The sequence below is a fragment of the Epilithonimonas hominis genome (assembly GCF_003730015.1).
Classification (GTDB): Bacteria; Bacteroidota; Bacteroidia; order Flavobacteriales; family Weeksellaceae; genus Epilithonimonas; species Epilithonimonas hominis.
This window is the reverse complement of record NZ_RJTU01000013.1, coordinates 24197-46724: the sequence shown is the minus strand read 5'-3', so window position 1 is coordinate 46724 and position 22528 is coordinate 24197. Positions and strand designations below refer to the sequence as shown.

Genomic DNA, 22528 nt, shown 5'->3' with positions numbered 1-22528 from the left:
TGTTAAAAATATTATTTGCAAAGCTTGAAAAAAGTTTAATGATTAACTTTGATAAAATTTGAAAAGATGCCGAAGAAAAACCGAAAAAAAGAAGAATTATACAATGTCATCACACACGGTCTTGGGGTTATACTTTCCGTTGTTGCATTGATTCTGATGATTTACTATTCAGCGATTAGCGGTAGTGGAATTGCGATAGCCTCTTCCTTGGTCTTTGGGATTAGTTTGATACTACTCTATTCTGCATCTACCGTTTATCACGCGGTTTATAAACTAAAGTGGAAAAAGATTTGCCAAAGAATCGACCATCTCAGTATCTACCTTCTCATCGCCGGAACCTACACGCCCGTCGCTCTTCTTGGTCTGAAAGGTGCGTGGGGCTGGAGTATGTTTGGTGTTATCTGGGGAATGGCGTTGATTGGTTTTATTTTTAAATTTTCTCCATTAAGAAACAATGAAAAAATATCACTTTCTCTTTATGCATTGATGGGTTGGGCAGCCATTATTGCTATTAAACCAATGATAGAAAATCTTTCCACCGGCGCACTAACGTTGATAATTATCGGCGGATTATGCTATACACTAGGGATTTATTTTTATGCAAAGGACAGAAAACCTTTTTACCATCCAATATGGCATTTGTTTGTTCTAGGTGGTAGCATTATGCATTTTTGTGCAGTTTTCTTTTTTATTTTGCCATAAAAACACAAGAAGTATTAAACCACAAAAGAACATCTGTAGGTATATCTTTTGTGACTTTTGTGGTTTTAAATAATAAGATTATGGATTCTTTCGAATATCAAATTGTTAATTACATTTTTAAAACTAATCTCATTCTTAATTTATATTGCCTTAGAATAAAAACTCAATAATCTCAAACCAGATTCCAGTTGTTACAAACCCGACAAGGATACTAATTCCAATAATGAGATTGATTAATTTTGTATTCAAACGGAACTGTTCAGCAATAATGCTGGAAGTAATAACGGTGGGCATCGCTGCTTCAAAAATGCTGATTTTGGCAATATCTTCTTTTATATCAAAAACAAGTGCTAATACTAAAACACATAATGGCGCTAATATCAGTTTGTAAAGCATTGATGTGGAAATCTGCGGAATCAGTTTTCTCCACCCATTGAATTTCAGTTGCAAACCTACAGAAAACAAAGCTAAAGGTGCGACAGTTGCTGCCAGTTTATCAAATAGTGGTTCTGCAAAATCCAGATTGAAAAATTGAGATAAAATCAGTGCGCTTATACATCCTAAAAACGGTGGAAATGTGAAAAGTCTTTTCAAAATAAATATCGAGCTGATTTTTCCAGACTTGCTACCACCTTTCAAAGCGGTGATAATGCCCATTGTAGAGAGCATCAAAAACATCGTTTGATCACAAATAATAGCAATACTTAGATATTGTTCGCCATAGAAAGCAGCAATAAGAGGAAACCCAATGAATGAGGTATTGCTATACCCACTTGCTAATTCCATAGTACTTCTTGACCGCCTAGAATAGTTTTTTATTCTGCTGTAAAAAAGCACCAATATCGAACTTCCAACAGCTATCAATACGGTACTCAAAATCGGAAAAAGCATTTCTAGAGACCACTGTACTTTGGGCAAATATTTAAAAGAAACTGCTGGCAGGGCCAAATAAAGAACCCAGGTGTTGATGCCCTTATGCGCATCTGGATGAATGGTTTTGGTTGATTTGAAAATCATTCCTGCAATAATGCAAACAGCTATCAGTACAAAGTTTATCATTCGTCTTGAATATCCTGCAAAGTTAAGAAGCTGATTATAAATCTCGTAAAAATGTCAAACAAATTTTATCAATCATTAATTGCAATATAGTTTCATTTTTATTAAATTTAAAAATAATAAATCATTAAACCAATGATTTTCAAAACCTTGAAACAGACAATCTTTTTAATGAGATAAAACAATTGCATTCAATTGGTCTCGGGGTTATACTTCCCGTTGTTGCATTGATTCTGATGATTTACTATTCAGCGATTAGCGGTAGTGGGATTGCGATAGCCTCTTCCTTGGTCTTCGGGATTAGTTTGATACTACTCTATTCTGCATCTACCGTTTATCACGCGGTTTATAAACTGAAATGGAAAAAAATCTGCCAAAGGATTGACCATCTTAGTATCTATATTTTGATTGCGGGAACATACACACCTATTGCTTTACTGGGGCTGAAAGGCGCTTGGGGCTGGAGTATGTTTGGTGTCATCTGGGGAATGACTTTGATTGGTTTTATATTTAAATTTTCTCCAATGAGAAACAATGAAAAAATCTCACTTTCTCTTTACGCTTTGATGGGTTGGGCAGCCATTATTGCTATTAAACCAATGATAGAAAATCTTTCCACCAGCGCACTAACGTTGATAATTATTGGTGGATTATGCTATACATTAGGGATTTATTTTTATGTAAAGGACAGAAAACCATTTTACCATCCAATATGGCATTTGTTTGTTCTAGGTGGCAGCATTATGCATTTTTGTGCAGTTTTCTTTTTTATTTTGCCTTAGATTCCGACTTAAAGTGTTTATAAATCTTAACATAATTTTATCAGTAAAAAAATATTGGCATTAATATTGAAAAACTACCTTTGTTTAAAATTACAATCAATTAATAAATGAAAAATTATTTAAGGCCACTTTTGACTTTAACAATTTTAGGAGCCAGCTTTTCGGCTCATTCACAGACTATCGACAATAGATCACAGAAGATATTGGATGAGGTAACGAGAAACTATAAGAGTAAAAAAAATTCATATTTCAAATTCTCTTACACATCCGGATCTGGTAAAAATCTTCGTAGTCAGACGGGCATTTTCTATTCGGATAACACTCGCTACAAGCTAAAAATAATGGGAACCGAACAGATATTTGATGGAAATAAACTATATAATATCAATGATGAAGATAAAGAGGTGACTATTTCTAAACCTAATGATGAGCAAATTCATTTCTCACCGCTGAGCTATCTTGATTCTTATAAAAAAGAATATGATGTGACTTATTCCGGTAAAAAAACAATGAGCGGAATTCCTGTTGATGTTATTAAAATGGTTCCTGTAAAAAATAACGGTCTGAAGAATGTCACTTTATATGTTAATACACCTCAGAAAAAACTTATAAAATTAGAACAGATTACCACCAGTAATGAGGTCGCAGTAATTGGGATCAGTGATTATAAAGAAAACCAAAAATTATCTCCCAATTTATTTACATTTGACAAATCAAAATATCAGAATTATCTGATTACTGAGATATAAAAATAGAGAAGCACTACCTAGTTGTAGTGCTTTATTTATTTACTTTGAAATTGCTAGCGCCCGGATAAGGCTGTAGATACCCAAGATTCCAATTAGACTGTAAAAGAGATTCTATAAAAAGATCATCACGAAACCTGTGAGGGTCATAAGGCGTTTTTAGACTAACATCTGCAATATTACCTTTAACATTCCACCAAAAAGCACTCCAACCACCTCTAAGGTCCTTAATGATATCATATACCGTTTTTCCAGTAGCTCTGTTCATCAGTTTTGCAAAAACCTGACCTTCTGTGGTAGTAAGATCACGGAGTTGCTTTTCATAGCTGGCTGCCAATTCGCTCTGTCTTTGTTTTATATACTTGTTACGTTCCGCACTACTCATATTAGCGCTTTCGGATTGAATACTTTTATACTGCTCCAAAGCATCTAAAAAAAGTGGGTAAACTCTGTTTAATTTCTTATTGAGAAAAAAATAATAATTCCTGTCTAACTGGTTATTAAAATGCGGATTTGCTCTCAGCGTAAGTTCGTCTAAAACAATCACCTGCTCTCCATTGATCTTGTATATCTTTGCTTTCTGAACTTCGTCATAGAAATACTCGTTTCCGTATTCATCCTTTTGTAATCTACTTTTCGGAATATCATCAAACGAAGTAACCTTAAGCGTATCCTGCTGGGAATAGCACATGATTCCAACGAATAGAAAAAGAAAAGGGAAAAATTTATTTAAATTCATTACTTTTACTCTCATAAAAACAGCAAAAGTACAAATCAAAAATCATTCCTTAATTATATGAAATTCGAAAAAAAATCGATTCAGTTTTTAGAACAATATCTTAATACAGCATCTCCCACTGGCTATGAGCATAATGGCCAGAAAATCTGGATGAATTACATCAGACCTTATGTGGATAAAATTGAGGTAGATCATTACGGAACCGCTTATGGAATCATCAATCCGCATGCAGATTTCAAAGTTGTGATAGAAGCACACGCAGACGAAATAAGCTGGTACGTTAATTATATTACAGATGATGGATTAATCTACGTAATTAGAAATGGTGGTTCGGACCAAACCATCGCTCCTTCTAAGGTGGTTCATATTCACGGCGAGAAAGGCATCGTAAAAGGTGTTTTCGGATGGCCGGCGATACATACCAGAAGTGCTAATCAAAACGAACCTACTCCAAAGATTGATAATATTTTCATCGATTGTGGCGCAACTTCCAAAAAAGAAGTGGAAGATTTGGGAATATTCGTAGGATGCATGATAACATATCCTGATGAATTTTTTGAACTAAACGACAGATACTTTGTTTGCCGTGCTTTGGATAACCGTATTGGAGGCTTTATGATTGCAGAAGTGGCAAGACTGCTGAATGAAAACAAAAATGAATTACCGTTCGGATTATACATTACCAATTCTGTACAAGAAGAGGTGGGACTTTATGGCGCAGATATGATTGCCGACACTATAAAACCAAACATCGCGATTGTAACCGATGTGACCCACGATACCACGACGCCAATGATCGAAAAGAAAAAAGAAGGTGACCAGAAATGTGGCGATGGTCCTGTAGTTTTCTTCGCGCCCAGCGTTCATCACACCATTCGAGAATTGATTATCAACACAGCCAAAGAAAAAGAAATACCTTTCCAGAGAGCTGCAGCAAGCCGGGCAACAGGAACGGATACAGACGCCTTCGCACACTCCAACGGTGGCGTTCCCAGTGCGTTGATATCCTTGCCTTTGCGATATATGCACACCACAGTAGAAATGGTTTCAAAAGAAGACGTTGCGAATGTCATTCAGTTAATTTATGAAACACTTCTGAAAATCCAACCAACAATCAACTTGAAATATCATTAATAAAGTAAAAAGTAAGTATAAAATGAAAAACAAACTTATAGCACCTTCACTTTTGGCCGCAGATTTCGGCAATCTGCAGCGCGATATAGAAATGCTAAACAATTCTCAGGCAGACTGGATTCACGTGGATGTGATGGATGGCCGTTTTGTCCCCAATATCTCTTTCGGATTTCCGGTGATGAAAACCGTTCAGCAATATGCTAAAAAATTTGTAGATGTTCACCTGATGATTGTAGAACCTGAAAAATATGTAGAAGAATTTATAGACTATGGTGCAGATCTCATTTCCGTTCATTACGAAGCCTGCACGCATCTTCACAGGGTTATTCATCAGATTCAGGACAAAGGTGCAAAAGCTGGTGTCGTTCTCAATCCTGCAACGCCAGTACTAATGCTGGAAGACATTATTGCAGAAGTAGATTTGGTATTACTGATGAGCGTCAATCCTGGTTTTGGCGGCCAGAAGTTTATACAGAATACCTATAAAAAAATTAGAGAAACGAAAGATTTGATTTTAAGTAACAATTCTACAGCGCTGATTCAGGTAGATGGCGGCGTGAATCTGGACAATGCTTCCAAACTTTTCGAAGCCGGTGCAGATGTATTAGTTGCGGGTAACGCCGTTTTCTCGTCAGAAAATCCGGAACATACGATAGAACTTATGAAAATTTAAAATTTTAGCAAGTTATCTGATTTAGTTTCTTTAGGAGCTATTCCCGCTATCCACTATATCTTTTTTGCCCAGGCTTATTCCATTGCAAAAAAAAGGATGCCGTTCCTATCGGGGCTAGTGACAAATAAAACGCACAAAAAACAGGCTGCCAATTTTGGCAGCCTGTTCCTGTTCTGTAATTTTCAGAAAAGAAATTAGAAAATCTCTCTACCTGAAAAATGGAATTGAGCTTCTATAAGTGCATTTTCATCAGAATCTGAACCGTGAACTGCATTTTCGCCAATACTTCTTGCAAACAGTTTTCTAATAGTTCCTTCAGCCGCTTCAGCAGGATTAGTAGCACCAATGGTAGTTCTGAAATCTTCTACTGCATTGTCTTTTTCAAGAACTGCCGCAACGATTGGTCCAGAAGACATAAATTCTACCAATTCTCCATAGAAAGGTCTTTCTGCGTGTACCTCATAGAATTTTTTTGCGTCTGCTACTGTAAGTTGCGTAAGCTTCATCGCTTTGATTTTGAAACCAGCTTCGCTGATTTTTCCAAGAATCGCACCAATATGTCCATCTGCAACTGCATCTGGCTTAATCATGGTAAATGTGATTTTTCCTGACATTTTTTTTAAATATTTTTTTTAAAGTGTTGCAAACTTACAATTTTAATACGTATGTTTGCAACAGAAAATTCTTTTTCAAAGAATCGGATGCTTTTGGCACAGTAATTGTATCATAATTTTCGATTCTCATGTTTAATTTGAGTTTTCATGGTTATTAGTTTTTACCCCAACTTCGGTTGGGGTTTTTTTGTCTATTGATCAAAAAAAATCCACCTAACAAGTTTTGTTAGGCGGAAATCTTTATATTAAATTATCGAATTACAGCAGCCCGGCTTGAACGGAGCTCTTTTTCTTTTTTTGCTAAAAAAGAAAAAAGCGGGAGTGGAAGACGGATAAAGCTGCCCAAATATTAGTCTCCTTGATCTACAAAAGCCAGCTCATCTGGATTTTTTACAGGGTATTTTTCTGTAAAACATCCGAAACAATGATTGGGAGAACCCAGGATTTCTACCAGATTTTCTACACTCAGAAATTCTAGGCTGTCTACAGCGAGGTAATCTTTAAGCTCATCTTTCGACATATTGGCAGAAATAAGATCATCTTTGGTAGGCGTATCTATGCCTAAAAAGCAAGGTGCTACAATGGGCGGCGACACGCTTCTGAAATGAATCTCCTTCACCCCAGCATTTTTAAGAATCTTGACCAAACGTTTTGATGTTGTTCCTCTGACTATAGAATCATCTATAATGACTACTCTTTTGTCTTTCATCTCGGAGATGATAGGATTCAGCTTTAGATTTACAAAATGTTCTCTCATTTCCTGAGATGGAATAATGAACGAACGCCCTATATATCTGTTCTTTATGAGAACCGGCCTGAAAGGTATGCCTGAGGCTTTGGAAAAACCGATGGCAGCAGGCACACCGGAATCTGGAACGCCTATAACAATATCTGCATCTACAGGTGCCTGTTCCCAGATCTTCATTCCGGATTTTTCCCGAACTTCGTGTACATTGATACCTTCTAGTGTAGAATCTGGCCTTGCAAAGTATATATATTCGAAAGCACAGATTCTATTCACACAGTCTTCTTTTACAAGATAGGACTGCAATCCTTTTTCATTATCGCTGGTGTAAACAATCTCACCAGGCAAAATATCACGAACGTATTGCGCACCTACCCCATCCAAAGCACAACTTTCGGACGCCACAACAAAAGTATTTTCGTCAATTGCACCTAAAACCAAAGGTCGGATACCGTTGAAATCTCTGAACGCAAAAAACTTATTTCGTGTAATCCCAACCACAGAATAAGCGCCTTCTATTTTCTCCATCGTCGCTTTGATTGCCCCACGAAGTCCAAGGTCAAGATTTTTTTGAATTAATCTTAAAATTACCTCTGTGTCAGAAGTTGCACGGAAAACTACGCCTTCATCTTCTAATTCTTTTCGAAGTTGTTTTGCATTAGTCAGATTTCCATTATGAGCAATAGATAGTATAATTTGGTCGTATTCGTTCTTTGCAAAAAACGGTTGGAAATTATATTTCTTTTTATCTCCGGCTGTTGTATATCTGGTGTGACCAATTACGGTACTTCCCATAAACTTTTCTGGTTCTTCTATCGACTTGAAAACGTCTAAAACCAAACCTTCATCTTTTACAGAAAATATTTTCCCTTTATTTCCTACTGCTATTCCACAGGCTTCCTGACCACGATGCTGAAGCGCAAAAAGTCCAAATTGTGACAAAGAAAATGTGTCCAACTCTTGGGTGGAATGTAGCCCGAAAACGCCACACTCCTCTTCCATCTTGTCAAATGGATAGACTCCTAAGTCTTCTTTTGGAAAATTTCTCGTCTCTTCAAAATCCTGATAACGATTCTGGAAAGCATATTTTGATAATGTGCTGTATTTCTGAAATTCTAAATCCATTGGTAAATTTTTCTCGGATTTTATTTTTCTAAAGCGGTTTGTAATCTGTTGTAAATCTCCACATAAGCTTCAGTGATTTCTCCTAAATCTCTTCGGAATCTGTCCTTGTCGAGTTTTTTCATGGTGTCTTTGTCCCAAAGTCTGCAAGTGTCTGGAGAAATCTCATCTGCAAGAACAATTTTTCCATCCGAAGTTTTTCCTAACTCGATTTTGAAATCTACAAGAATGACATTCATTTTATCAAATAAAGCAATCAAAAGCTCATTAATCCTACCTGTCAATGCATACATCTCTTTCAGCTCTTCAAAAGTTGCAGCGCCTAAAAAAACCGCGTGATAATCATTAATCAGCGGGTCACCAAGTTCATCCTTTTTGTAGCAGATGTCGAAAATAGTTACAGGAGATTTAGTTCCTTCTTCCACGCCGAGTCTTTGCGCCATACTTCCGGCAGCATAATTACGAACCACCATTTCCAATGGAATGATATCTACTTTTTTTACCAATTGTTCTCTGTCATCAAGTTTTTCGATGAAATGCGTTGGAATTCCGTTTTCGATAAGATAGCCGAATATCAGGGTAGAAATTGCATTATTCATTTCACCTTTCCGATCGAACTGACCGCGTTTCTGTGCGTTGAAAGCTGTAGCATCATCTTTATAACGTACAACAACTTCGTCTGGGTTTTCGGTAGCAAAAACCTGTTTAGCCTTACCTTCGTAAAGCATTTCTTTCTTTTGACTCATAATTACTTTCATTTTTTTAAACTCAGTTGCAACTATACAACAGTCGTTTAAAATTTTCACTTTTAGATTTAGTCACAAATTTACAAAAAATATACATTCGATTTAAATTTGTAATAATGGTGTGTGAATAATATTGAAACAAGGAATCTCGCGCAGCCCGACTTGAACGGAGCTCACCCGCCTTTGGCGAGGTAGCGGGAGTGGAAGGCGGAAAAGCTGCCCAAAAATAAAACAAAAAAGTCTCCTATATATAAAGAGACTTTCGCAATGTATTGAGTGGTTTTTTTCTATTTTTTGATAAACTTGAGCGATTTTCCGTCGATTCTTAAAATATAAGTATTAGGAATTAATTGACTGACATCTATTGCTTTCTGCTCACTACTTAATGTGTTTGAAATATCCTTAATCAGTTTTCCTGTCATATCATATATCTGCAAAGATTTTACTTTGCTTAAGTTTCCACTGATATTCAACTGATTTCCGACAGGATTGGGATAAATAGCAAATTGATCATTTTGATTTACAATATCATTTACCGCTAACACACCGAGACCCTGACAATAATCTTTATTATACGTCGTCCATTCATTGATGTCAAAAGTCGCTGTTGGATTGGTGATTTCTGATTTTCTGTAAAGCGATTTGTTAGCATTAGAATTATCTTGACCTTTGACACCAATTGCATCAACAGTTGCAGATTTGTAAGACAAATCAACGTACTGACTTCCGGAAAAGGTTAATGAAGGCGCGGCAGTTACAAACTTCGCATTCAAATTATTGAAACAACTAAAGTTTGCGCTCGGATTAACAACTACAAAACTTTGATTGTTTTCTATCTCACCTTCCAGTTCAAAAGGATTTTCGAAGTAATAAGCAGTTCGCTTGGACTGCATCGATAATTTATAGCCCTGAAGATTTATCTTATGTCCAGTTTTGTTTGCAATTTCAAGCCCCTTATTATTTCCAGTTCCTTCCAAATATTTTATAATTTGTAAATCTTTCGCAAAGATATCGGATGCTAAAGTTGTAACACTCATTGTATTACTCTGTGGACTTTCCAAATAAAAATTATCGTAAGCTTTAACCGTAAAATTATAAGTTGTGGCTGGCGTCAAATGGTCAATAGAAATTGTTGTAGTCTTAGATTTAGCTACTACAACACCATCTTGATAAACGTTATAACCCAAAACATCATTTTCCGGACTTGCCTGCCATTTTAGATTAACAAAATATGCCGAATTTCTTTCCAAAGAAAGCTGTGAAGGCGCAGAAGGAGCAACATTATCAGGCTCAGGCGTTTGATTCCAAATCAAACCAACCCATTCTGGATGATCTATAAAAGGATTTCTATTTTTTTGAAGATTATAAACAGCATTATTCCGGTCAATTTCCCTTTGCGAAACCGGATCTGACTGGTGCCAATTTAATAACATTGCTACATACCAGTTTTCGTAAGCTCTCTCTTCTGTACCGTCTAGAGGATTCTGATCCTTCGTAGGATCTGCATTGGTACTGAAATTAAAACTACCTAATTTACCTTCGTATCTTACTGCAAAATATAACAATGCTCTTGCCACATCTCCTTTAAACTCATTTATAGGTTCATAAACTCTTCCTGAATAGGTTGCATTCGCCGTTCCGTTAGAAGCCTGTTTGGATCCATTCGTAAACGCATAATAAATTTTAGAACCTGCGTTGCCATAAGGGTAATTACTTCTTAATTGATTGATTCTCGCATCAGTAGGCACTACAAAAAACAAATCAGAATACATTGGGTACGCGCTATTGAAAGAACTTTGCGGCATCATATGTTCACGGTTCCAACCCAAACCTTCTGCGTTTGCACTTCCTACAATGTCACTCAAAGTATAATGATAAGCCGTAGTTCCAATTGGATTATTGGAATAAATATCTAATAAATATGTTGAATTACTCGCATCATAATCATAATATCTATCAATATCTGTCTGTCCATACAAGGTTTTCAGATCATTATAATGATAATTGTAGGTTTTTGTAGAAATAATATCATGGAGTTTACTTTTCAAAGCATATCCAGAAAGACTCTCTGTTCCAGAATAATAACCTTCTGGAGCTTGTGCAGACAGAATAGTGGGAAAAGCAAAGATCGCGAATAAGTACTTTTTCAGCATATCGATATTTGTATATAGCGGGTCGTAAAAATATCATTTTTTTATAAGATTTTATTTATTTTTTTGAATTTGAATATTAATAATTATTAACAAACCTCTTCCAATAAAAAATCCCCTTTTGAGAGGGGATTCATATTTTTAGAATTATTCTCCGGCAATAATGTTATGAAGAGATAGTTTCAGGCTTTCTACCTGTTCTTTTTTGCTGTCTAGATTTTCGTAAGTTTCTTTCAGTAAAGGATTATCTCGTGATGGTGAACTGAAGAATGCAAGATTATTTTCCAGCTGTACCACTTCCGCTTCTAGATCCGCAATCTGATTTTTGATCTTTCTTGCTTTATCAGTTAGCTGACTTTCGGAGAGATTTTCTTCTTTCAGATCGAACTCATTGATTTTATTGAGTTTCAGCTTTTCTCTCAGTGTTTTATTGAATTCAGTATTAATCGCTAATTTATCCTTTGGCACTTTTCCAATAGCATTCCAGGCATTTTTTATATTCTCTATTTTTTCAACAGAACCCTCTTCCTGCATCAGTTCTTTCAGTTGATCTAGAAGTGCTTTTTTATTTTTATAGTTTTCTTTCCAGTTATCACCTGTAGCATTGTTTTTCTCTCGGTAGTTTTTGAAAAAATGATTGCAAGCATTTCGGAAATCATCCCAGACTTTGTTGGCCTGGCTTCTTGGAACGTGTCCAATCTTTTTCCAGTCCTCTTGAAGTTTTTTGAACAGTGGAACCACAATTTCCCAATCTTCGGAGTTCATGTTATCTTCCGCTGTTTTTATAAGTTTTATTTTTTCTTCCAAATTATGAATTTGCGAACCTTTCAAATTTTTATAGAAATCATTTTTCGCAGCGTTGAAATCGCGCAAAGCCTGCTTAAAATCTGTCCAGTTTTGATTCGATATTTTTTTTGGAACAGCGCCAATTTTAAGGAAATCAGCTCTCAGATCTTCAACTTTTTTAATAGCTTCCTGCCAGTAGGTATGATTTATATTTTCCGGGTTTGAAAGCTTTTTAAGTTCTTCGATTATCCGGTTTTTCTTATCTAGATTTTCCTGCTGATCGGATTCCATCACGGCAATTAGCTCAGCTTTTCTCTCGTGGATTTTATTAGAAATCTCTTTGAACTCTTCCCAAGTCTTTTCCCGAAATTCTTCTGCCACAGGTTCCGCTTCTTCCTTCCAGAGTTTATGAAGATATTGGAGCTCATTGAGTGCTTTCTGAACCACATTCTCATCCAGAAGTTCCTTTGCTCTCTGGATGATATGCTGTCTTTTTTCAAGATTATGAGCAAACTCCTGCTCCAGGTATTCTTTATTGAGATCCAACATCTCGTTAAACATTTTAAGATGATGGAAATAATTATTGTTGAGATTTTTAAATTCTGATTTGGCAACCTGGCCAGCATTTCCCCAGGCTTCTTTGATTTCCCTGATCGCTTTGAAAAGATTAACGCCAGGCTCGGAAGATGTATAGAGATTCTTCAGCCTTTCGATAATAGCCAAACGTTCTTCGAGATTTTGATGATGTTCTGCTTCCTGCTGCTTGTGGAATTTATCTTGTTTTTCCCTAAATATGTTCACCAAAGCGGAAAGTCTTGACGATTCCGGATGATGGAATTCGAAATGTTCTTCGGGATTACCCTGTTCCAGATAATCGTGTTTTTTATCTTCAGTTTCATCTGCAATTTTATGATTGGCGTGATCCCGAAGACTGCTGAATTGTTTGGAAAATGATGAAGTATCATCTTTATTAACAATTTTTTCCATTTCATCCAACGTTTCACTGATAGAAAGATGAGAAAAATCTTCTTCTGTAATTTCGGTTTCAGGCTTTTCGGTTTCTGATTCTGAATCTGAATGCAATGGTTCAGCCGTCGCTTTTACAGTCTGATTTTCAGTAGAATTGATTTCTGGGTTTGCATTTTCATTCTCAGGATTTTCGTTTTCGATATTCATAACAAAGCAAATTAATTGACAAAACAACTTTTTATTGCACTAATTTAATTGTTTTTAGTAGATAAAACCAAATCTGATAAATAATTTATAAAAAAAGTTATCTAAATGATTCCCATTCCAAATATCTTTTCTAAATATTGATAATTACTTGACAATCGCATTGTGATGTTGTATCTTTGCACTTCCAAATTTTTTAACTGCAGGTTATCCTGCAAAAAAGTAAAATCCGTAAATTTTATGAAAACATCTGATTTTAATTTCAATCTGCCACCTGAACTATTGGCAGAACATCCATCAGAAAACCGTGACGAAGCAAGATTAATGGTTCTGGACAGAAAAACAGAAACCATAGAGCACCGTTTATTCAAAGATGTTATTGATTATTTTGATGAAAAAGACCTTTTCATTTTTAACAATACAAAAGTTTTTCCTGCAAGATTATACGGCAACAAGGAAAAAACAGGAGCTAAGATTGAAGTTTTCTTGTTGAGAGAACTAGATGCTGAAACTCGTGTTTGGGATGTTTTGGTAGATCCTGCAAGAAAAATCAGAATCGGGAATAAATTATTCTTTACAGAAGATGAATCTTTGGTTGCAGAAGTTATTGACAACACAACTTCTAGAGGAAGAACATTGAGATTCTTGTTTGATGGTTCTTACGAAGAATTCCGTGCAAAACTGACAGAACTTGGAGAAACACCACTTCCAAAATACATCAAAAGAGAGGTAGAGCCAGAAGATGCAGAAAGATATCAGACAATCTACGCAAAAGTAGAAGGTGCTGTGGCGGCGCCAACTGCTGGTTTGCACTTTTCAAAACATCTGATGAAAAGACTGGAGATCAAAGGAATTGATTTTGCAGAAATCACACTTCACGTTGGTTTAGGAACTTTCAATCCAATTGAAGTGGAAGATCTGTCCAAGCACAAAATGGAATCTGAAGAAGCTATCATTGACGAGAAAAATGCTGAGATCATCAACAGAGCTGTAGAAGAAGGACGCAGAGTTTGCGCCGTTGGAACAACTACAATGAGAGCTTTGGAAACATCTGTTTCTTCTAACAAAAAAATATCGGCTTACAGAGGCTGGACAAACAAATTCATCTATCCGCCACACGATTTTGGTGTTGCGAATGCAATGATTACCAACTTCCACACGCCGAAGTCTACTCTTATTATGATGATTGCTGCTTTTGCCAATAAAGATTTCATCATGAGAGCTTATGAAGAAGCTGTGAAGGAAAAATATAAATTCTATTCTTACGGAGACGCAATGCTGATTCTTTAGGATTTAAATAAACTTAAAAAAAAATGCACAACTGTCAAAGTTGTGCATTTTTTTTATTTATCACTGCCATTTTTAATTAAAATCAAATTTTTGGTTTTCATTTTATTTTCCAGCCAAAGTCTTAGTCTGTTTTCATCAATATTTTTATCTGATTTATAAATAAGATAAGTCTTTACAGTCACAGAATCTTTTGTTACAAAATCCTGCATTTTCCCGAAAGCTACATTCTGGATCTCAGGAAATAAGATATTGATTTCTGATACCAGTTCCGGATTATTGATTTGATACTCGCTGAGCGCGGTCTGAAGCTCATTAATTTTCAAATCCTTTTCGGATATATTAGTGTTTTGCAAATTGATTTCCTTCAAAATTTCCGATTTGATATCAGAAGCGTCTTGCTTGATAATTAATTCAGTATTGCTCAACCCAAAAATTTCCAAATCCTTGTTCAATCTTTTTAACGTTAAACTGTCAAATTTCTGAGAAAGGAAAGCGAGTTCAATCTTTCTGGGATTACTGTTATAGCTTAACTTTTTATAAATCATCGTGTAGCCTTTGTCTGTAAACTCAGAAGAAATATATCTTTCTACATTTTCAGAAAACTTTTTCTGATTCAACAGATTATAAGCCAGATAAAAGCTAGGAATTATCATCACTAATATCAAAAAAGAAATACCGTATTTGATACGTCTTTCATAGATTTTATTGGTCCATTTTACAGGTTGATAATTCAGAAACTTGATGATAAAAAATGTAGAAATACAGATAAAAAAACAATTGATGATATAAAGATAAAATGCACCTGCAAAAAAAGTAAAATTAAAAGTTGCAAGACCAAATCCCGCTGTGCAAAGGGGCGGCATAAGTGCCGTGGCAATTGCTACACCTGGAATTGGATTTCCTTTTTCGACTCGGGTAATCGAAATGGCACCAACGATCCCACCAAAGAAAGCTATAAGAACATCATAAATATTCGGCGATGTTCTCGCCAAAAGTTCAGACTGCACTTCTTTAAATGGACTGATATAAAAGTAGACTGCTGAAACCGACAAGCTCACAACCGTAGCAATCAACAGGTTTTTTCCCGATTTTTTAAGCAATACGAAGTCGTAAGTTGCCAAAGCAAAACCTGCGCCCACAATAGGTCCCATCAAAGGAGAAATCAGCATCGCACCAATAATAACGGCAGTTGAATTAACATTCAGACCAACCGAAGCTATCAGTATTGCGCAAGCCAAAATCCAAAGAGAAGCGCCTCTGAAAGAGATATTGGCTATGACATTTTCCAATACTTTCTTAGGTTCTTCTTCTCCAATATGAAGATTAAAAAAATCTGTAAGTTTCATTTTCTAAAATTTCAATTAAAATAAGAAAAAACTGGCAAATAAATATTAATCAGTATTCCAATTATGATTCTGCAATTTTTTGTAATTTCATCCTATGAAAGCACTTTCTTTTTTAGCATTATTATCCATCACATTTTCCTGTTCCCAGACTCAGGAAAATTTTTCAACATTGGCAAACCTTCCAAAAAAACTGAAAGAAGCTTCGGCTTGTGAAATCTCAAAAGCTTCGCCTTTGATTTGGACAATTGAAGACAATCATAATCATAATATTCTTTTTGGTGTCAATGAAAAAGGCGAACTGCAAAAGAAAATCAGAATCACCAATGTTGAAAATAACGATTGGGAAGATCTCACTTCTGATGATGAAGGCAATATTTATATCGGAGATTTTGGAAATAATGATAACGAAAGACAGAACTTAGCCATTTATAAAATCAACGCTGCTGACCTTAATAAAGATGAAACTAAAGCAGAATCTATTGTTCAGTTTTATTATCCCGAGCAAACAGAATTTCCGCCAAAGAAAAAAGACCGGATTTTTGATGTAGAATCTTTCTTTATCCATGACAACAAATTTTATCTTTTCACAAAAAACAGAAGCTCGAAATTTGACGGGACAACTGTTTTATATGAAGTTGAAAATAATTCAGCTCAGAAATTACCCGCCAAGAAAATCGGAAGTTTTGTGACTTGTGAACAATTCAATAATTGTGCTGTGACAAGTGCAGATATCAGCCCAAATAAAGATAAAGTGGCGATTTTAAGCTCAGATAAAATTTGGATTTTCACCAATTGGAAAGGCAACAATTTCCTATCCGGAAAAGTCGAAAAAATTGAATTAAATCATCATACACAAAAAGAAGGTTTGTGTTTCAAAGATGAAAATACAATTTTGATGACCGATGAAGGTAGTAAGAAATCTTCTGGAAATCTTTATCAATTGAAGTTGAAATAAATAGAATCATTTTAAAATGTTCCGCCCAGACTCAGCATTACTCTTCCACCATCTACAGATTGAAAATAGGATGCATTGACTGACACTATATCCATCATATTAATCCAAACACCGCCACCATAAGCACTATGCCATTTGTCAGAAATCTCACCAGGATTCCAAACTCTACCAATATCAAAACCTCCGAAAATACCATAACCAACCGGCAAAAATGAATTATTCAATTTACCTATATCGTAACGAAGATCGCTAGAATTATAAAAAGAGTTTTTCCCGTAAAATCTGTTGAAACGGAATCCGCGAAGATTTTTATTCCCGCCCAATGTAGACATCTGGTAAAATTCATAATCATTACTTAGCAGCCATTTTGCCTTAGCATAGGAAGAAAATACAAGCTTTTGATCACTGGTTACATAATGCATAAATCCAATACCTGTTTCCAGATATGGCAACTGCCTTTTCCCATCCTCAAGATTAATTTTCCAGCCAGAGGTAATGTCAAATTTCATTCCCAGCTTTGGGTTGGCTTTGCTATCATAATTTTCGAACACGAATTTCAATTCCGCACCTCCAAACTGTTTTGTATCAAAAACATCAGCATTTACTATACCAGGAATTGAAACGTAACGGTTATCCGTTCTGTCAACTTTCAACGTTTCATAATTCAACTTTGCTGAAAACATCACCGCATTTTTTTCCCAATTTATAGAGGGTGAAACGCCTAATTCTTTCGCTCTAACATTCGTAAATCGATTTCCAAATTCTTCATTCAAATTAACAGTTTCGTTCCCTATTCCGTAGAAATTTCTGATGTAATGCGAACTCGTAACTCTCGCATCTAAACCATAAAACCATCCGCCTGTCAACTGCGGAAAAATGCCTTGGTAAGCCAACTCGTAACCTTTGGTTCCTGTAAAATAATTGGCTTTTAACTGATGTTTTTGAGAAAAAGGATTTTGCACAAAATTGTTCACAATATAAGTTCCGACAACTCCAAAAGAAAGCGCATCATCAGGATTGAAACCCAAATTTGGCATTACCAAAGTGCTGTTATATTTCGGTTTTTTGTAATTATATTGATTGATATCGTAATCGTCGGTTAAAGTTACATTAGCTTTTCCTTTATTTTCAAAGTTATTTTTCTTGCTTTTGTAATCATAGATTCTCAAGTTTTTAGCATTGGAAACTGTGTATTTATCTTCATCCAAACCGCCTAATAATCTAACTTTGATACTCGATTTTGGTTTTCCTTCCACAACAAATTCGTCATCATCAGAAAGCGCATAAATCCAGATTTCTTTGGTTTCTTTTCCTGAATAAATTTTGGAAGATTCCAATTCTTCACCTGATTTTTTCAAACGATAGATTTTGATTTCGGTTTCGTTGTTTGGCAATCTTGTGACAATAATTTTATCCTTTTTATCCGTTCCTGTCAGCATCACTTTTCTTTCCAAGAATCTAAAATAATCCGAAGCATATTTTTTCAAATCACCTTTACGAATCAACAATTTCTGAATCAAATCTTCGGAAACTTTATCCTGAGTTTCTTTCGGCAAATTTTCAAATGCTTTTCTGATATCATTTTCAGTTAAATTATTTTGAATAAAATCGGCAACTTCCAACCAATCTTTTTCACTAGAATTTTTTGTAAAAGCTAGATCCAAAGGATAAGGTTCGCGATTGAACCATTTAATATCTCTGATTTTATTATCAAATCCTTGCATATGTCTCAAATCAGGAATTCTCATTACCAAAGACAAAATCAATCCATCATATTTTGAAAATGCTTGGTCTCTGTCTTTCGGAATCGGGCTGTAAATCACATCTCCGTTTTCTTTTTTAGCTTCGAATTTCCATTGGTCGTGATGTCTGTCCCAATCGCCAATCAACATATCGAACAAACGTGCTTTTATCCAAGCTTTTTCATCCATTTTATACTTTTCATCTTTGGCAAGATTCAGGATGACTTCATCAGTTCCGATAACTTTATTTGGATTTTCTTCAGTTTCCATTGGTCTGTCTTCGAGATAATACAATTCGTCACCAAAAGTCTCATTGAAATTTTTCAAAGTCTTCTGTTTCGGAATGTAAAAAAGTTCAGGTGTTGTATGACGAATTCCCAATTTATCTGACATTTCACCAATTGCCAAAGGTGTGTAAGGATGAGAAGTTGTATAAAAATCAAGCAAAAATTTGTCTGCATAACTTCCATCAAAATCATCTACTACATATTGATTTTTGAACGCAACAGCCTGCAAAAATCTAACACCACTTTTTTTGAGTGCTCTGATTACATACTCATTTCCTGTTTTGGTTTCCAAACGAAGTGATTTGGTTTGATGTCCACCTCCTGCTCTATCGGTTTTCACACCTCCGAAAAGTGTGTCCAGACCTAGGTTCTTAACATCGACTTTCTTAGAATAATAATCTCTGTAATGTTTTCCCCAAAGAAATTCGTAGAGTTTACTTTTCTTGGTCATTGATGAATCATAGACTGAAGCCTTTGTATATTCCGAGAAGTTTTTCGGGTAATCTTTGGAAGTTTTTTCTTCGGTTCCAAGAACCGTTTTTCTGAATAACAATTCTGATTTTTCAGGATTAAGGTTATAAAAACTCACTTCTGCATTTCCAGATTTTGAAATTTTCAATTCAGCATAACCATTCTTTCCGAATGAGAAATCATTTTCTTTAACGGCTTTTGCAGATTCGGTTTTGGAGCCTGCTCCGCTGATGATTTGCCTGATATCACCTTGCTCGATGTATTGCAGATTGTGGTCGTGGCCAGAAACTACAACTACATTTTTTCGTCCGCTAATCAAAGTTTTGAGTCTATCGGACAAGTTTTTATAATTCTGATTACTGATATCCTGATGCGTGATCCCACCGGTTGCTCTTGTTAAATTGATGATGGAACCTAAAATTGGAAGAGGAATTTTATTTTCCAAAGGAAAAACCTGCTTTTTCCAAGAGTAATATCCGCCGTGAGAACCGTTTGTAACCAAAGGATGATGCGTTGCAACGACAATTGTTCTGTTTTGATTTTTATTCAATTGGTCTTCGAATTCTGAGTAGAAATCTTCTCGGGTTTTGATGTCACATTTTTCATTGATGCCAGGATTTTTGTCCCAATTGGCTAAAACCCATTCTGTATCCACGAGAATCAAAGTTAGTTTTTTGTTGATTTTTCTGGTTTCGATGGGACAACCGTTTCTTGGTGCGAAAGCAGATTTGTCGCCTAACTTTTCTATGACATAATCTTCTTCTCGCTTCAGACCTTTAATCCCGTTGTTGTACCAATCGTGATTTCCGGGAATGAAAATCGTTTTTCCTTTGAATTGATTGGATAATGAAATTTGGTTATCCATTTTTTTCTCAGCCAAACCTCTTTCTTTATCTTCTTTTTTTGGCATTCCTGCTGGATAGATATTATCGCCGAGAAAAATTAGTGTGCTATTTTCAGAAGCTTTGGACAATGAATCTTTCAGAATGTTCATATTATGGAAAGCTTCGTCTTGGTCAAGGTTCCCAGCATCACCAACCAAATAAAATGTATGAATGATGCTGTCTTTTATGGTTGAAATCTTTTCAAAATTCTTGACATTTTTTCCGTAATCAGCTTGTTGAACTGAGCAGGAAATTGTAGTCAATGAAATTAGAAAGAAATAATAGATGTTCTTCATTTTTATATTTCGGCGCTTCGCACCTTTATTAGATTCTTTTTTTGGTTTTCTACCGATATTTTGGTGCTTAAAACCTCACACTTATTATTAAAATAAATAAACTTAGTTAGAGCCTTCTAAATTTATTTATTAACCACATAGGCACATAGTTTTTACTATTTATAAAGATAAAATAGCTAGCCATTTATTTTTATTTTATCTTTAAAAAAACAAATAATTATTTTTTCTATGTGTCTATGTGGTTTTTAATTTTTAAAACAAACTTCTAAACAAAGTCAGTTTAATGTTTTTGAATAAATATTGATAAAATTACTAAAACTCTAATAATATTTAACAAAATTAAAAATTTAAAAGCCATTATACTTTCTTAAATTTGTTGTAAATTGCCTTTATGGATATTTTGAAAATCTCGGAAGATTACATTAAAAATTTATTCAAAGATAGATTATCTTCTGCTTATACTTATCACAATCTGGAACATACGATTCAGGTTGTTGATAAAATAAAAATCCTTACAAAAGAAGAAAACGTTGGTCCCGAAGACACAGAAAATCTGATTCTGGCAGGTTGGTTTCACGATTTGGGTTATGTAGATGATGCTGATAATCACGAGGAAGAAAGCAGAAAAATTGCTTCTGACTTTTTAAAACAACATCGGTTTCCTGAAGAAAGAATTGCGAAAATCGGAGAATTGATTTTGGCTACAGACAAATTCTACAAACCAAAAAATCATCTGGAAGAAATCATAAAAGATGCGGATATGTATCATTTGGCTTCGGATGATTATTTCAGAATTTGTGAGAATCTGAGACAGGAAATCAAGGAAGTTCATCATCAAAAATTCAGTAAACTGCAATGGGCGGAACTGAATATTACTTTTTTTGCCAAGCATCAATTCTATACCAAATTCGCTAAAGAAAATTGGCAGCCTGAAAAGGAAAAAAATGTTGAAAAAATACTTTCGTCCATCAAAAATATAAAGGAAGAGAAAAAAGAAAAAAGCAGTCTGGAAAAAGATAAAGCACTTCTGAACAAAAAGAAACTGGAAAAACTGGAGTCTCCGGAAAGAGGAATCGAAACAATGTTCAGAATCACACTCAATAATCACACAAAACTGAGCCAAATTGCTGACAGCAAAGCAAATATACTACTTTCTGTCAATGCTATTATTATTTCTATTGCTTTGTCAACACTGATTCCAAAACTAGACGCGCCGAGAAATGCTCATCTTGTAATTCCTTCATTTGTGATGATTATGTTTAGTGTGGCTTGTATTATTCTCGCAATAATGTCCACAAGACCAAAAGTCTCCAGCGGAACATTTACCAGAAAGGAAATCGAAGAAAAAAAAGTGAATCTCCTATTCTTTGGAAACTTCTACAAAATGCCTTTGGAAGAATATCTTTGGGCAATGAAAGAAATGATGAAAGACCGCCAATATCTCTACGATACGATGATAAAAGACCTCTATTATCTTGGTGTGGTTCTGAACAGAAAATATACTTTATTAAGGCTAACTTACACAGTTTTCACAATCGGAATTATTGCTTCTGTGGTGGCTTTTGTTGTGGCTTTTAGGAATGTTACGGTTTAGTTATTATCTATATCTATATAAGTGGTTAGAAAATTTTGTTTAGTATTAATAGCGATTTTAAATTTATCCTGTTCTGATAAAATCGGCTCAGATGAAAGATTTATATTGAATCAAAATCGTGAATATTCAAATTCTGAATTAAAAAAAACAATATTGAATAATGAAACATTTTCAGAACAAAGATTAAATTATCCTCCAAAACCTATTAATGACGCTAAGAATGCCGTTGACATTGCAGAAAATATTCTTTTTAATACTTATGGTGAAAAAATATCAAAAGACAACGACCATATAATTTAGTATTCCAAGATAGTTATTGGATTATAAATGGAACAAAAAAGAAAGCAGAAATCGGTGGTGTTTTTCTAATTATTTTGAATTCAAAAAATGGTAAAATAATAAAAATAACACACGGAGAATAATTTACAAAGCTTCCACAAAATCATACTCCACTTCCTCTTAAATCTAACACGTATAATAAAAAACGCAAAAACA

General features: G+C 35.0%; 19 protein-coding genes. 10 read left to right on the top strand and 9 right to left on the bottom strand.

All coding sequences use genetic code 11. The features are described from left to right. Positions 1-66 precede the first annotated feature (66 nt). On the top strand, positions 67-702 hold the full coding sequence (trhA, locus tag EGH73_RS01475; RefSeq protein ID WP_123280353.1) for a PAQR family membrane homeostasis protein TrhA: 636 nt from the start codon (positions 67-69) through the stop codon (positions 700-702). Positions 703-852: 150 nt separating this feature from the next. Here trhA (EGH73_RS01475) and EGH73_RS01470 read toward each other — a convergent pair whose 3' ends face one another. After that, on the bottom strand, positions 853-1761 hold the full coding sequence (locus EGH73_RS01470; protein WP_123280352.1) for an AEC family transporter: 909 nt from the start codon (positions 1759-1761) through the stop codon (positions 853-855). A gap of 182 nt (positions 1762-1943) precedes the next feature. On the opposite strand from EGH73_RS01470, the gene trhA (EGH73_RS01465) reads away from it, so the two are divergent. Then, the gene (gene trhA, locus EGH73_RS01465) at positions 1944-2540 is read left to right on the top strand and encodes a PAQR family membrane homeostasis protein TrhA (protein WP_184808054.1); all 597 of its coding nucleotides are present in this window, start codon (positions 1944-1946) and stop codon (positions 2538-2540) included. Between the two features lie 107 nt (positions 2541-2647). Next, a complete protein-coding gene (locus EGH73_RS01460; protein WP_123280350.1) occupies positions 2648-3289 on the top strand; it encodes a LolA family protein in 642 nt (213 codons plus the stop codon). Positions 3290-3320: 31 nt separating this feature from the next. Here the strand turns inward: EGH73_RS01460 and EGH73_RS01455 are convergent, their stop codons facing one another. After that, entirely contained in the window at positions 3321-4025 is a 705-nt protein-coding gene (locus tag EGH73_RS01455; protein ID WP_123280446.1) for a DUF4294 domain-containing protein, read from the bottom strand. A 57-nt stretch (positions 4026-4082) separates the two neighbouring features. Here EGH73_RS01455 and EGH73_RS01450 point away from each other — a divergent pair, with 57 nt between their 5' ends. Continuing rightward, positions 4083-5159, top strand: coding sequence for a zinc-binding metallopeptidase family protein (locus EGH73_RS01450; RefSeq protein WP_123280349.1), 1077 nt, complete (start codon positions 4083-4085; stop codon positions 5157-5159). Between the two features lie 22 nt (positions 5160-5181). Further along, positions 5182-5832: a ribulose-phosphate 3-epimerase gene (gene rpe, locus EGH73_RS01445; RefSeq protein WP_123280348.1), complete on the top strand. Its 651-nt coding sequence runs from the start codon at positions 5182-5184 to the stop codon at positions 5830-5832. 194 nt (positions 5833-6026) lie between these two features. Here rpe and EGH73_RS01440 read toward each other — a convergent pair whose 3' ends face one another. The 5 genes from EGH73_RS01440 to EGH73_RS01420 form a co-directional block, all read right to left on the bottom strand. After that, positions 6027-6446, bottom strand: coding sequence for a nucleoside-diphosphate kinase (locus EGH73_RS01440; protein WP_089767821.1), 420 nt, complete (start codon positions 6444-6446; stop codon positions 6027-6029). 349 nt (positions 6447-6795) lie between these two features. After that, positions 6796-8316 carry an amidophosphoribosyltransferase gene (gene purF, locus EGH73_RS01435; protein ID WP_123280347.1) on the bottom strand — a complete coding sequence of 507 codons (1521 nt, stop codon included), beginning with the start codon at positions 8314-8316 and terminating at the stop codon, positions 6796-6798. 20 nt (positions 8317-8336) lie between these two features. Next, positions 8337-9059, bottom strand: a complete 723-nt coding sequence (gene purC / locus EGH73_RS01430; protein ID WP_123280445.1) for a phosphoribosylaminoimidazolesuccinocarboxamide synthase — start codon at positions 9057-9059, stop codon at positions 8337-8339. A 287-nt stretch (positions 9060-9346) separates the two neighbouring features. Further along, positions 9347-11212, bottom strand: coding sequence for an endonuclease (locus EGH73_RS01425; RefSeq protein ID WP_123280346.1), 1866 nt, complete (start codon positions 11210-11212; stop codon positions 9347-9349). Positions 11213-11356: 144 nt separating this feature from the next. Continuing rightward, complete coding sequence (locus EGH73_RS01420) at positions 11357-13171, bottom strand: DUF349 domain-containing protein (RefSeq protein ID WP_123280345.1); 1815 nt, start codon at positions 13169-13171, stop codon at positions 11357-11359. Positions 13172-13408: 237 nt separating this feature from the next. Here EGH73_RS01420 and queA point away from each other — a divergent pair, with 237 nt between their 5' ends. Beyond that, positions 13409-14458, top strand: coding sequence for a tRNA preQ1(34) S-adenosylmethionine ribosyltransferase-isomerase QueA (gene queA / locus EGH73_RS01415; RefSeq protein WP_089767827.1), 1050 nt, complete (start codon positions 13409-13411; stop codon positions 14456-14458). A gap of 53 nt (positions 14459-14511) precedes the next feature. On the opposite strand, the gene EGH73_RS01410 is transcribed toward queA, so the two are convergent. Further along, entirely contained in the window at positions 14512-15804 is a 1293-nt protein-coding gene (locus tag EGH73_RS01410) for a DUF389 domain-containing protein (protein ID WP_123280344.1), read from the bottom strand. A gap of 94 nt (positions 15805-15898) precedes the next feature. Here EGH73_RS01410 and EGH73_RS01405 point away from each other — a divergent pair, with 94 nt between their 5' ends. After that, positions 15899-16759 carry a hypothetical protein gene (locus EGH73_RS01405; RefSeq protein WP_123280343.1) on the top strand — a complete coding sequence of 287 codons (861 nt, stop codon included), beginning with the start codon at positions 15899-15901 and terminating at the stop codon, positions 16757-16759. Positions 16760-16770: 11 nt separating this feature from the next. Here the strand turns inward: EGH73_RS01405 and EGH73_RS01400 are convergent, their stop codons facing one another. Further along, entirely contained in the window at positions 16771-20439 is a 3669-nt protein-coding gene (locus EGH73_RS01400; protein ID WP_123280342.1) for a metallophosphoesterase, read from the bottom strand. Between the two features lie 391 nt (positions 20440-20830). On the opposite strand from EGH73_RS01400, the gene EGH73_RS01395 reads away from it, so the two are divergent. Genes EGH73_RS01395 through EGH73_RS14370 form a run of 3 tightly spaced genes read left to right on the top strand, consistent with a single transcriptional unit; the run spans position 20831 to position 22455 of the window. Further along, positions 20831-22033 carry a Pycsar system effector family protein gene (locus tag EGH73_RS01395; RefSeq protein ID WP_123280341.1) on the top strand — a complete coding sequence of 401 codons (1203 nt, stop codon included), beginning with the start codon at positions 20831-20833 and terminating at the stop codon, positions 22031-22033. 21 nt (positions 22034-22054) lie between these two features. Next, entirely contained in the window at positions 22055-22333 is a 279-nt protein-coding gene (locus tag EGH73_RS01390; protein ID WP_123280340.1) for a hypothetical protein, read from the top strand. After that, positions 22306-22455 (top strand): NTF2 fold immunity protein, encoded by a 150-nt coding sequence (locus tag EGH73_RS14370; RefSeq protein WP_123280444.1) that lies wholly within the window; start codon positions 22306-22308, stop codon positions 22453-22455. The genes EGH73_RS01390 and EGH73_RS14370 overlap by 28 nt, the downstream gene beginning before the upstream one ends. The last annotated feature ends 73 nt before the right edge of the window (positions 22456-22528 follow it).

What these genes read in the sequence shown, in the direction of transcription:
- trhA (WP_123280353.1), top strand. Translation starts at nt 67, where the DNA reads ATGCCGAAGAAAAACCGAAAAAAAGAAGAATTATACAATGTCATCACA.
- EGH73_RS01440 (WP_089767821.1), bottom strand. Translation starts at nt 6,446, where the DNA reads ATGTCAGGAAAAATCACATTTACCATGATTAAGCCAGATGCAGTTGCA.
- EGH73_RS01460 (WP_123280350.1), top strand. Translation starts at nt 2,648, where the DNA reads ATGAAAAATTATTTAAGGCCACTTTTGACTTTAACAATTTTAGGAGCC.
- EGH73_RS01405 (WP_123280343.1), top strand. Translation starts at nt 15,899, where the DNA reads ATGAAAGCACTTTCTTTTTTAGCATTATTATCCATCACATTTTCCTGT.
- EGH73_RS01470 (WP_123280352.1), bottom strand. Translation starts at nt 1,761, where the DNA reads ATGATAAACTTTGTACTGATAGCTGTTTGCATTATTGCAGGAATGATT.
- EGH73_RS01410 (WP_123280344.1), bottom strand. Translation starts at nt 15,804, where the DNA reads ATGAAACTTACAGATTTTTTTAATCTTCATATTGGAGAAGAAGAACCT.
- EGH73_RS01425 (WP_123280346.1), bottom strand. Translation starts at nt 11,212, where the DNA reads ATGCTGAAAAAGTACTTATTCGCGATCTTTGCTTTTCCCACTATTCTG.
- EGH73_RS01400 (WP_123280342.1), bottom strand. Translation starts at nt 20,439, where the DNA reads ATGAAGAACATCTATTATTTCTTTCTAATTTCATTGACTACAATTTCC.
- purC (WP_123280445.1), bottom strand. Translation starts at nt 9,059, where the DNA reads ATGAGTCAAAAGAAAGAAATGCTTTACGAAGGTAAGGCTAAACAGGTT.
- purF (WP_123280347.1), bottom strand. Translation starts at nt 8,316, where the DNA reads ATGGATTTAGAATTTCAGAAATACAGCACATTATCAAAATATGCTTTC.
- EGH73_RS01450 (WP_123280349.1), top strand. Translation starts at nt 4,083, where the DNA reads ATGAAATTCGAAAAAAAATCGATTCAGTTTTTAGAACAATATCTTAAT.
- queA (WP_089767827.1), top strand. Translation starts at nt 13,409, where the DNA reads ATGAAAACATCTGATTTTAATTTCAATCTGCCACCTGAACTATTGGCA.
- EGH73_RS01455 (WP_123280446.1), bottom strand. Translation starts at nt 4,025, where the DNA reads ATGAATTTAAATAAATTTTTCCCTTTTCTTTTTCTATTCGTTGGAATC.
- EGH73_RS01420 (WP_123280345.1), bottom strand. Translation starts at nt 13,171, where the DNA reads ATGAATATCGAAAACGAAAATCCTGAGAATGAAAATGCAAACCCAGAA.
- rpe (WP_123280348.1), top strand. Translation starts at nt 5,182, where the DNA reads ATGAAAAACAAACTTATAGCACCTTCACTTTTGGCCGCAGATTTCGGC.
- EGH73_RS01395 (WP_123280341.1), top strand. Translation starts at nt 20,831, where the DNA reads ATGGATATTTTGAAAATCTCGGAAGATTACATTAAAAATTTATTCAAA.